The organism is Treponema sp. (genome assembly GCF_017430385.1).
In the GTDB taxonomy this organism is placed as follows: Bacteria; Spirochaetota; Spirochaetia; order Treponematales; family Treponemataceae; genus Treponema_D.
The window spans coordinates 1-10,788 of the sequence record NZ_JAFRNB010000173.1; the positions used below are offsets into that span (position 1 = coordinate 1).

The window sequence follows — 10,788 nt, forward strand, 5'->3', positions numbered from 1 at the left end:
CATCAATATTCTGGCCCACATAATTTTCCACATGGCTCACGATTGCGCCCCGACTGATGGTGAGAGTAACACGGGAACCTGCTTTGGTGATTGAGCCGCCGATGGGCGTTTGGTTCAAAATCATTCCCTCGTCGTCGCTGTCCGTGTAGCGGAGCTGAACCTTTGCGTACAGCTCTTTCTGCTGCATCTCGACAAACGCCTCAGACCAGTGTTTTCCCACCACGTTCGGCACGAGCACCTGCTCAGACCCGCGCACGGTAGCAAAAAATACTATGAGACACACGATGAACATGAACGCAATCGTCCCGATGACTGTGAGAAACAAAAATCGCTTTGTTATCGTTTGTGGTTTATTTTCGCTTGAATCATCTTGAAAAAAATCTTCCATAATTCATTATCCTAGCACAGAATCTATAAAATTTCTCGCTCCGTTCATGAAGCTCTTGTAATCCATGGCCTTTTTCGCCTGCCATTGAAGCTCGGTGGCAACAAAAATCGTTCCATCGCCGCAGGCAATTTCAATTCCCACTGATTTTTGGTACGGCAGCACCGTTCCAGCAGGCTTGTCCGTTCTTTTGTCAGAAACTGCCCCACGCAAAATCAAAAGCTTGGTTCCGTTGCACTCAGTTGAAGCAAGAGGCCAGGGCGTGTACGCCCGAACCTGCCTGTCAATTTCTGCCGCGCTCCGGCTCCAATCGATAATTCCGTCCTCTTTTTTGATAAACGGCGTGTAGGAGCTTTCCCCCGATTGCGGCGTTGCCAAAGGAAGCTCGTATCCGTCCGCCGTTTTCTTGACGGACTGCAGCACATCCAACAAGAGCTTTGTTCCCGCATCTGTTACAACACTCGATTTTCCATCCCCGTCCATGAGGCTTTCCGTCGTCTCCGAGCCACAAAGCGGAACTTCGCACTGGGCAAGGATATCGCCCTCGTCCGTCTTTAGGGCAAGCTTTTGCACAGATACCCCCAGCGTCTTGTCCCCATTCAGGATTGCCGCTGGAACTGGCGTACAGCCGCGGTATTTGGGCAAAAGCGACGGGTGCAGATTGATTCCGCCCAGCGAGAACAGGGCAAGAAACTTTGGGCCAAAGATTTTTCCGTAGTCGAAGCAAATCATCATGTCTGCCTTGAGAGGGGCAATTGCATCCCGAGCTTCTTCCTTGAGATGGTCAAACGAAAATACAGGAAGCCCCTGCACCGCCGCATACTGGGCAACTTCCGTGGGGATAAGCTCCTTGTGCCGTCCACGGCTTGCAGGCGGATTCGTCAGAACACCCACGATTTCAAAACCAGCCGCCGGTGATTTTTCCATGAGATTTTTCAAAACAATCGCGGAAGCAAGCGGGCTTCCAGCATACAGGATTTTCAGTGTAGACATTCCATTGATTTTATCAGAAAAAACGAGTTGGATAAACAGCAGACGACTTTGCTTTCAGAAAAGGTCAAAAAAGCGATTTTAGGCTTTACACCAGATGCTCAACCCATTTCTGCATCAAGATTCCATAAGCCACGCCCACGTTGAGCGATGCTTTCAGCCCCGTCATTGGAATAGTGACGCGCCCATAGGTTGCCGCAGAAAGAGCGGCGGGGCTTACGCCAAGCTCCTCGGAGCCGATAATGCAAATTCCCCTCTCAGGAAAGTGAAAATCGCCAATGGGCGTTCCGCCCGTCTCCAGAACAAAAATCGGGATGTCATTTTCCCCCGCGAACAATACAAGTTCTTCAATGGATTTCCGCTCGAATCCCAGCGTCTCAATGCAGCCCATACCGCTCCGAATCGCTTTGGGGTGGTTCGGGTCAACACACAAAGGCGAGACAAACACCTTTTCGGCTCCCATCGCCTCCGCCGTGCGGAAAACAGAGCCTATGTTGAACGGAGAGCGGATATCCTCCGCATAGACGAACACGCCCTGAAAAAATTTCCGCGACGCAACAACACCATTCTCGCATGGAAGATTCGGGTGGGGCGCAATGATAAAATCCCATTCGGCAGGAAACGTCCCCAAAATCGAAAGCAGGGTGTTCCGCGCAAGGTTGCATACCCGCTTCTCATCGAATGGCACTCGGTCCATAGTCTCTTCAAGCTGAGTCTTTGCCTCGGGAGAAAGTTCGGGGTCGCGCAGAACGATTTGAACGAGCCGTTTGATATAATCGGCTCTGGAAATAGTTTTGAAGTTGTATTCGTTCCCTTTTTCGGGGATTCCGATAATGTCACGCTCCAAAGCCCCGAACGTCAGGGCGAGTTTCCGCCGCTTCTGTCCAGGCTCAAGCGTGTTCAATTTTCCGACTTCAATCATCAATATGCAATTTTGATAAGCTCAAACAAATCATCACTCGTCATGCTTCGTGGCAGCGTATTGATAAAATCAAGCTTTGCGGCATCTTCGGCTGCAAGTGCCATCTGCTCAATCGTAAGCCCCAAATCCTTCAAGCGCGCCGGCAGATTCGCCTTGGCGATTCTTTGGCGCACATAGGTTGCATAGGACTGTGCCGCCTCTTCATCCGACACATCCGTTTCGCACGTTTTTAGAATGTGGGCAATTTTTGCCAGTTTTGCCACCTTGTATTTGGCGCAATCTTCAATGACATACGGGAAAAGAACTGATGTCACAAGCGAGCGGGACACTTTCTGCTTTGGGCTTACGCAAAGCGCCAAAAGCGATGCTGTTCCCAGCGATGTGAGGGAAGATGCAAGAGAAGCCATACAACCGCCCTGCACCACAAGCTCTTCTTTTGGAGTCGTCACGGCAGAATCTTCCTCTGCGCTTGCAAGGCTCAAAAGCTCTATTGCTTTTTCGGCAATCATGTCGCTGAAAAAATTCGATTTTTGCGAAACATAAGACTCCGTGGCAAGACAGAGCGTTTCAATGGCCATGGACTCCATCTGGTTGTCGCTAAGCGTAGAAATAAGGTTCGGGTCAAACAAAACGAGCTTGCACAAGCTCGACGGTACTTTTATGACCTTGAGCTTTGATGTGCGCGCATCCACAATGGCAATTTTGTCCGTGAACACAAACGAGTCGCGCATTGTCGTAGGAAGCACGATGAGCGGAAGAGGCTCGTTCTTCATCTCGCCGCTGTCGAAAACCGAATACAAATCGGAACTCTCGTTGTTGAACACAGCCGCAAGCGCACGAGCCAAATTAAGCGTTTTTCCGCCACCAGCCGCAATTACACCGTGAACATGGGATTTTTTTGCCAATTCAAGCGCGCGGGCAAGAATCCGCGAGTCGGCTTCGTTTGAAAGCTCGTCGAAAATGAAAAATTCCACATTGTTGTCTTTTAGCGACTGGGTGATTTTATCCGTATTCCCAGACTCTTTGAGAATGGGATCGATGACAAGAATGTACTTAGAGCCGTATTCGGACGCAAAAGAACCAAGCCGTGTCGTTGTGTAAGACCCCAAAACAATATTCGGTGAAATTCTGAATGTAAAATCTGACATTTTTTCTTTCCTTTTTTTTCGACGAGCAAAACTAGCCCAAAGCAACTTGTCCGGAAGATTAATATTTCTGAACAAGCCTACTGATGATTCAAAAAAAAAGACGGAATAAAAGTTCCGTCTTTTTCAGAATCACCAATGCGGATTAAAACCCATATGCCGCCATGATTCTGTCTGCTGCAAGACCGATTCTCTCTGGGTTGAGATAATTCGGATCCTTGATTTTCTCTTTAATAGAAGCAACTAAGTCCTCGCGAACATCAGGCGTTTCTTTTGCAACCTGAGCCAAAAAATAACTTTCCGAAGCCGCACGAGCCTCTTCGGAAATAGCGATAGTGTCTGGTGAAGAAGTAACGCCCTCCATAGCATTCACTTTTCGTGTACTCTGCACCATGTACGGATTAACGGTATTAATTTTTCCTATCATCATAAGTGTCCTGCCTTACATATTAATTATCGTCACTTTCTTCCGAAAGTTGAACATTTTTCACGCCGGATATGAAAACGGCAAATTCGCCAAGAACCTTGTCCCGTGACGCGAATTCGTCCCTCACCTCTTCGGCTGCCCCCTCAATAATTTCTTCGTGAAGCTTTGTAAGCTCACGCCCCACCACAATTCTTCGACTTTTATCAATATCAGCCACATCCGTCAGAAGCTTTACGATTCTAAACGGAGACTCGTAAAGCACAACGGCATCCCCTGTCAGAAGAAGTTCCCGCAATCTGGCTCTTCTTCGGCCTGGTTTTGGCGACAAGAACCCTTCAAAAACAAGGGTTTTTCCGCCTGCCCCCGCAACGCTCACCAACGAAGCGAACGCGCTCGGCCCTGGAATAGGAACGACCTTGTGTCCTGCTCTTCGCGCCAGCCCGGCAAGAACCGCACCTGGATCACTGACTCCAGGCGTTCCGGCATCACTTGCATATGCGACGGTCTGACCTTCATCAAGAAGTTTTATAATCTTCTGAGAAGCAGACTCCTCGTTCTGCGACCGGCACGAAATCAACGGTTTTTTAATTTCAAAATGATTCAGAAGCTGAAGCGTATGACGAGTATCTTCCGCGGCAACAACATCCACAGATTTGAATGTTTCTATGGCGCGGAACGTTATATCGCCAAGATTCCCAATTGGTGTTCCAACAACATATAATGTAGACACACTTCTATAATAACCTAAAAGAATTCATATGTCTACTTGTTTTCGCGTTCAAATGATTTTATAAGGCTATCAGAAATTGAAAGCAGTTGATTTTCGTCCGAAATTCCGAACAATGCCAACGCATCGGTATCAATCTGGTTGTACTCCACCTCTTCCGCCTGATAATGCACAAGCATATCAGCAAGATAGACAAGGTTCACAAGCCGTTTTTCCTCCGAGTTCACCATGTCAGGCTCATGATGATAGCGGATGACCGCAATGATTGACTCCGGGAAATTCCATTTTTCCGCAATCAATGCGCCCACTTCGCCGTGGTTCACGCCCGCCACGAGTTTTTCAAACACGGAGATTGAGATACCCTTTTCGTCGCACAATGCTTTCAGATGATTCAAAATCTCAGGATGGGCAAATTCAAAAATCAGCTTGCCCATGTCATGCAGCAAGCCGCACACATACGAATCTTCCACCACATGACGGTCTTTTGCACAGAAATTGCGCGCCAAATTGTAAGAATAGAACGCGACTTTGTAGGCGTGCGTCCACAGTTCCTTTCCAGATGCCTCGTTCACTTTCGGAAGGGTGTTTATTGACCCCACAGAAAGAAGCATGTTCTTGATTCCGCGCAAGCCCACAAGCTTTACCGCATCCGCAATGTTGTGGCACGGCGACGAAAGCGCGAACGTGGCGGAGTTCACAAGTTTGAGCAAGTCCGTGGTGAGCGACACATCCGAGGAAATGAGCGCGGCAATGTCGCTCATCTTGGAATCGGGGTCGTTCAAGAGCTGGTTGATTTTTGTGATGCTCTCCGGGAACTGCGGCAGGCTGTCGATTATCTTGACGAATTCGTGGGACACCACGGAAAGTTCCTTCTGTGTCTTCTCGTTGAGAGGAAGAATAATTCGAGTAATTGTCTCACCGTTCTCGCACAGAATCTGGAAGTTCTCTTCTGTAAGCCCGATTTTTTCCAGCATGAGCACCATGATGATGATTCCCAAGCCGGCACCCTCAGAATCGTCAAGAATCTGGCTCATTGCCTGGTCAACGGACGTGTACTGCTGGGCACGGCTCAGCTTGTCGTGCATACGTTTGTATTCGCGCAACGCCATTTCAGAATTGTTGCGCACTTCCATCTTGATTTTGTTGTTGCGTGTCTGAAGAATGAGCTTTACATACAACCCCGCATTTTTCTGCAAAGTCATGTAATGCTTGATATTGTTCATCGTGTCTTCTTTGCACGTCTTCATGCCGATTTCATAATCTTTGTCATCGAAAATGTCGAGACCTTTTTCCTTGAAGAATATGCGTTTTGTGTTTGCCTTCTTGCCATTCGTGACAAGCTCGTTCAGGCAATACTTCAAATATTCCGCCATGTGGTTTTGGTCAAGCTCGTTCAGGAACGCAGTAAGCACATCCTCCATGTACAAGTTCATCTCACGAGGAAACGTATATGTAGTAATCGAAAGAGGAATTCCAGCGCGAATCGCCATTTTTATCTTTGACAGATCGAGTGTGACTTTCTGTTGTTGCATATTATGTTCTATATCGGTCATGAGAAATGAGCACATTATATCACATAATGATTTTTTGTAACAGTTTTTTTTGCGAACAATTCTTTTTCCACATCAATTTGCGTTCCCAAAAAACATGGAGTATAATAGAACCAAGCAGGTACGAAGGGAGGAACTTTTTTGCTCGAAATCAAAAAAATTTATCTTGACGAAAACCTTGATATTGTCGATGGCAACCGCGGATATTACATATATTTTGAGCGAATTGGCCACCGTTTTTCCAGAATAGAAGAAATAGTACATCCAGACGAGCGGAATCATTTTCTTTCTCTTTTGAAAACGCCAGACGAATCAAAATCCCACATACTTCGGTTCAAGAAAAACACGGAAGAATATCGATACAACACAGTAAAAATCTCATACGAGCTGTACAACGGAACAACTCTCCGTTGCGTGCAGCTCATCGACATTTACGACAGTTTTGACATTGTGGAAGAATTCTGCACAGAGGAAGAAAAAATGAGAGCCGCCATGGGTCTGCTCGACGACACTTTCTTCTTCTACGACAAATCAAAAAATCTGTTCAAAATCGTCCACTACCATGACGGAAAATGCTACACGGATTTCAACATCGACATTGACGTGTGGAAACAGCAGATGCTGGAAGGAAAATACGTCGCCGCCGGCTCAACAGCCGAATTCATCAAAATGGTGGACAATCTCAAAGAATGTTACACAAAAACCTATGTGAATTTGACCGGTTCTTTCAGGACACAGGGAAAAATCGTGGAGAACCTTGATTTCATAGGCACACGGTTTGAAAAAAACGGAAATATTTCCGTGGTGGGGCGCATTGTCCCAGGCGCACAGTTCGCAGGCTCCCAGGAAACCTCAAACCTTCTGGAGGAGCTTAAATTCGACCCGCTCACAAAATGCTACAACAAAAAAAACATAACCGACTACGCAATCAAGAAGTTCTCAGCCCCGCCAGACAGCGACCGCGCCGCCCTCGTCATCGTGGACCTTGACCACTTCAAGCCGGTGAACGACGCATACGGCCACCTTGCCGGAGACAAAGTGTTGGAACAGACGGGAGAGCTTCTGCGGAACATCGTGGGCGAAAACGGCGTTGTGGGGCGCTACGGCGGCGACGAATTCCTCATTGTCATGGGCAATGTGACAGACGAAGTGACACTCCGCGGAATTCTCCAGAGCATTTTGGTGAACGTGCGGTCAAAGTTTGAAACTTCATTCGACGATATAAAAGTCACCACATCCATAGGAGCATCCGTGTTCCCAGACAACGGCGAGAGCTTTGACGAGCTGTTCAAAAAAGCCGATTTTTGCCTGTACCGCGCAAAAGACAAAGGAAGGGACCGCTATGTGTTCTACCGCCCTGATTTGCACGAAGCCCTGTACCTGAAGGCGGTGGAAGCAACCGCCGGCGTAAAGTACCAGGGGCGCGACGTGCTGGAGCTGCAATGCATGTCCGCATTCCTTCAGGACGTGGGGTCGCGTCCGTTCAAGGCAATCAGAAACATATTGAACCATATGTGCGAAACATACAATTTAAACGACGTTTCCATTTATTACGGCGAAGATTTGATTCGCGTCTACACCGCAGGAAAAATACGCGAGAACGACACAAAAGCCGACTACATCCACCTGCCGGGATTCAAGAAAGCCCTCGCAAAAGAAAAATTCATCCGAATGGACTTTCCCGAGGACATCAAGGCGGATGCAAAGGACTTCAGGGACCTAATTGTGTCCCGGGGCATAAAATCCACGCTCCAGTGCATTTTGGGCACAGCCGACGACATCAAGGGGCTTGTCACGTTCAACAGGACAAAAGAAAGCTCCCAGTGGGCAGAATACGAAGTGAACTGCGCTCTCATGTTCGCCTCCACGTTCAATCTGCTTCCCGAATCGGTCAAGGTTGATTTTGCGCTGTACAGTAAGCTGAAATCCGAGGCAAAATGAATCAACCATATGGAAAAACTTTATTTTAGGGTTTATAATTTAAACAATATTTTTATATCGAGGTTAAAAAATGGCTTTACCATCAATTAAAGACGCTGTGAAAACAGTAAAACGTCCAGAAAAAGTTCTCCAGTTCGGTGAGGGCGGTTTTTTGCGCGCATTCGTAGATTGGCAGATTGACATCGCCAACGAGAAAGCTGGGTTCAACGGAAACATCGTAGTTGTTCAGCCGCTTGAAAAAGGCATGATTGACGCATTGAACGCTCAGAACAACTTGTACAACACTGTTCTCCGCGGAATGAAAGACGGAAAGCCGACTGTTGAGCTGCGCTGCATCAACTCAATCAGCCGCTCAATCAACCCGTACACAAACTTTGACGAGTACATTGCGCTCGCCTCAAGCCCGGACTTGCGCTTCATCGTTTCAAACACAACAGAGGCCGGAATCCGCTTCGACTCAGAAATCGACGGCGTTCCAGTAACTCTCGACCAGAAGCCACAGAAAAACTTCCCTGCAAAAGTAACAGCATTCCTTTACAAACGCTTCCAGGCTTTCAACGGCGACAAATCAAAAGGCATGATTTTGATTCCTTGTGAGCTTTCTGACCAGGCAGGCCTTAACCTCCGAATCAACATTCTCCGCTACGCAGAAATGTGGCAGCTCGGACCAGACTTCATCAACTGGTTCGATGAGGCTTGTGATGTCTGCTCATGCTTGGTTGACCGAATCGTTCCGGGATATTTCCCACTCCTTTCTAAAGAAGAAAATGGCAAAACTCAGGCAGAGAACCTCTGTGAAAAACTCGGCTACGAAGACAAACTCCTCGACTCAGCAGAACTTTTCCACTTCTGGGTCATCGAATCTAAAAAATCACACGAAGATGAACTTCCACTCGTTAAAGCAGGACTTTCTGTTAAATGGGTTCAGAACATGGACTACTACCACACCAGAAAAGTCCGCATCTTGAACGGCGCACACACATCTTCTGTTCTGGCAGCATATCTCGCAGGAAGCAACTACGTTCAGGACATCGTTTGCTCAGAGAAAGTTGGTTCTGGATTCAACACACCAAACGCCGATGCTCAGAAATTCATGCACGACATCATCTTCAACGAAATCGTTCCTTCAATCGACGGTGACCAGGAAGACCTCAAAAACTACGCAAATGATGTTTGGACTCGCTTCCAGAATCCGTTCAACCCACACCGCCTGATTGAGATTTCTTTGAACTCAGTCGCAAAATACTGGACACGCTGTTTGCCATCTGTCCTACAGTCAATCAAAAAGAACGGCTCGGTTCCAAAATTGCTCGGATTCTCAATCGCAGCCCTCATTTCTTTCTACAACGGAACAGAAATCAAAGAGAACGCAAAAGGTCAGAAATGTCTCGTTTCAAAACGCGATGACGGCGAATACGAGAACCTGGACACTCTTCCAGTCCTCGAATTCTTCGCTGCTCTCAACAAAGAGACAAACGATGCAAAAGTTAAGGCAAACAAAGTTTTGAGCAACGTTGAATTCTGGAAAGAAGATTTGACAAAATACGCAGGCCTTGAAGCAGCAGTTGCCGGTCACTTGGAAGCAATTCAGAAAGACGGCATGAAAGTCGCTTTGGCAAACATTGTCAAATAAAGCAAGGCGAGAACGCATTGCGTTCTCGTTAAGCACGCTTGCGTGCGACGAATGAAGGTTGCACTTGCTGATATTGTGAAATAATTTGTAACGATTACGATAATTGCTCCCCGTGAGATTTTTCTTGCAGGGAGTATTTTTATCTTTTCCGTCAGGGATTGTAGCAGCGCCGAAGGCGTTCTGGAGTGAGGGAGCTTTGCGACTGAGCGGAAGAATGTAGTGCGGAAGCACGGAACTGCGGAAAGCCCGGCCGCCGACAGGCGGAGACGGCCTTTTTAAATCTCGTATTCATCCCAGTCACACTCATCCACTTCGCTTTCGTGGATGCCATTCTGAATCATGATTCCTGCCTCACGCACGCTTTCTTTGCGGCCCGAAAGCAGGGGATGCCAGTCGGGCAGGGGCTTTCCTTCATACAAAAGGCGGTAGGCGCAGGTTTGGGGAAGCCAGTCGAATTGAGAGACATTGTTTTTGGTGAGCTGAAGACAGTCTTTGATGATTTTGAAACGGTTTTCGTAGTCGCGGCACTTTCCGTTTTTTAAGTCCAGCAAATCGCAGGCAACCCTGGTGTAGTGGGTCTTTTCCCGCTTTCCGTAGCCTGTGATGTATTTTCGATAACAGCAAAGTCCGCAACCGTCACAAAGAGATTCCCACTCTTCAGGGCTTAGTTCTGAAAGGGATTTTTTCTTGTAAAAATCAGTCATTTGACAGGAATTTTCTGGAGATTAGAGAGTGCTTACAACGGCCTTTGCCAGCTGGTCTGCGCAGGAAGTTTTCTTGGAACCACAAAGATTTCCCAGAAGCTTTTCATTGATTTCTTCGGCCTTCATGCCTTCGCAGAGTCTGGCGATTGCCTTGAGATTTCCGTTGCAGCCGCCTTCAAAAGAGATATTGTGAATGCGATTTTCGGCATCGCGCTCGAAGCGAATCACCTTAGCGCAGGTGCCTGTTGTTTTATAAGTGATTTGTTCCATAATTTTTTCCACAGATTTTAAAAGACGAACACCGATTACAAGTTTATAATCTGTGCTCATCTGTGTGAATCTGTGGATTTTTTATTTAATTTCG

At 47.3% G+C, this 10,788-nt stretch carries 11 protein-coding genes; 2 read left to right on the forward strand and 9 right to left on the reverse strand.

Annotation, left to right across the window (positions count from 1 at the left end; genetic code table 11):
• The 7 genes from IJJ71_RS13425 to IJJ71_RS13455 form a co-directional block, all read right to left on the reverse strand.
• Positions 1-388 (reverse strand): PASTA domain-containing protein (locus tag IJJ71_RS13425; protein ID WP_296847740.1); only part of this gene is annotated, 388 nt, incomplete at its 3' end.
• Positions 389-394: 6 nt separating this feature from the next.
• Positions 395-1,378: a methionyl-tRNA formyltransferase gene (gene fmt, locus IJJ71_RS13430; RefSeq protein ID WP_296847741.1), complete on the reverse strand. Its 984-nt coding sequence runs from the start codon at positions 1,376-1,378 to the stop codon at positions 395-397.
• A gap of 85 nt (positions 1,379-1,463) precedes the next feature.
• Complete coding sequence (locus IJJ71_RS13435) at positions 1,464-2,297, reverse strand: TrmH family RNA methyltransferase (RefSeq protein ID WP_296847750.1); 834 nt, start codon at positions 2,295-2,297, stop codon at positions 1,464-1,466.
• Positions 2,297-3,445 (reverse strand): iron-containing alcohol dehydrogenase, encoded by a 1,149-nt coding sequence (locus IJJ71_RS13440; RefSeq protein ID WP_296847742.1) that lies wholly within the window; start codon positions 3,443-3,445, stop codon positions 2,297-2,299. Before IJJ71_RS13440 ends, IJJ71_RS13435 begins: the two co-directional genes overlap by 1 nt.
• A gap of 142 nt (positions 3,446-3,587) precedes the next feature.
• Positions 3,588-3,872 (reverse strand): flagellar biosynthesis anti-sigma factor FlgM, encoded by a 285-nt coding sequence (locus tag IJJ71_RS13445; protein ID WP_296847743.1) that lies wholly within the window; start codon positions 3,870-3,872, stop codon positions 3,588-3,590.
• Between the two features lie 19 nt (positions 3,873-3,891).
• On the reverse strand, positions 3,892-4,599 hold the full coding sequence (gene rsmI / locus IJJ71_RS13450; protein WP_296847744.1) for a 16S rRNA (cytidine(1402)-2'-O)-methyltransferase: 708 nt from the start codon (positions 4,597-4,599) through the stop codon (positions 3,892-3,894).
• A gap of 32 nt (positions 4,600-4,631) precedes the next feature.
• Positions 4,632-6,149, reverse strand: coding sequence for an HDOD domain-containing protein (locus IJJ71_RS13455; protein ID WP_296847745.1), 1,518 nt, complete (start codon positions 6,147-6,149; stop codon positions 4,632-4,634).
• A gap of 138 nt (positions 6,150-6,287) precedes the next feature.
• On the opposite strand from IJJ71_RS13455, the gene IJJ71_RS13460 reads away from it, so the two are divergent.
• Positions 6,288-8,087 (forward strand): GGDEF domain-containing protein, encoded by a 1,800-nt coding sequence (locus tag IJJ71_RS13460; RefSeq protein WP_296847746.1) that lies wholly within the window; start codon positions 6,288-6,290, stop codon positions 8,085-8,087.
• A 70-nt stretch (positions 8,088-8,157) separates the two neighbouring features.
• On the forward strand, positions 8,158-9,720 hold the full coding sequence (locus IJJ71_RS13465; RefSeq protein ID WP_296847747.1) for a tagaturonate reductase: 1,563 nt from the start codon (positions 8,158-8,160) through the stop codon (positions 9,718-9,720).
• A 275-nt stretch (positions 9,721-9,995) separates the two neighbouring features.
• Here the strand turns inward: IJJ71_RS13465 and IJJ71_RS13470 are convergent, their stop codons facing one another.
• Entirely contained in the window at positions 9,996-10,424 is a 429-nt protein-coding gene (locus IJJ71_RS13470) for a YcgN family cysteine cluster protein (protein WP_296847748.1), read from the reverse strand.
• Between the two features lie 21 nt (positions 10,425-10,445).
• Positions 10,446-10,754 carry a TIGR03905 family TSCPD domain-containing protein gene (locus IJJ71_RS13475; protein WP_367113245.1) on the reverse strand — a complete coding sequence of 103 codons (309 nt, stop codon included), beginning with the start codon at positions 10,752-10,754 and terminating at the stop codon, positions 10,446-10,448.
• Positions 10,755-10,788 lie beyond the last annotated feature (34 nt).

Coding starts and splice junctions, on each gene's coding strand:
- fmt (WP_296847741.1), bottom strand. CDS start 1,378: ATGTCTACACTGAAAATCCTGTATGCTGGAAGCCCGCTTGCTTCCGCG.
- IJJ71_RS13435 (WP_296847750.1), bottom strand. CDS start 2,297: ATGATTGAAGTCGGAAAATTGAACACGCTTGAGCCTGGACAGAAGCGG.
- IJJ71_RS13440 (WP_296847742.1), bottom strand. CDS start 3,445: ATGTCAGATTTTACATTCAGAATTTCACCGAATATTGTTTTGGGGTCT.
- IJJ71_RS13445 (WP_296847743.1), bottom strand. CDS start 3,872: ATGATGATAGGAAAAATTAATACCGTTAATCCGTACATGGTGCAGAGT.
- IJJ71_RS13455 (WP_296847745.1), bottom strand. CDS start 6,149: ATGACCGATATAGAACATAATATGCAACAACAGAAAGTCACACTCGAT.
- IJJ71_RS13465 (WP_296847747.1), top strand. CDS start 8,158: ATGGCTTTACCATCAATTAAAGACGCTGTGAAAACAGTAAAACGTCCA.
- IJJ71_RS13470 (WP_296847748.1), bottom strand. CDS start 10,424: ATGACTGATTTTTACAAGAAAAAATCCCTTTCAGAACTAAGCCCTGAA.
- IJJ71_RS13475 (WP_367113245.1), bottom strand. CDS start 10,754: ATGAGCACAGATTATAAACTTGTAATCGGTGTTCGTCTTTTAAAATCT.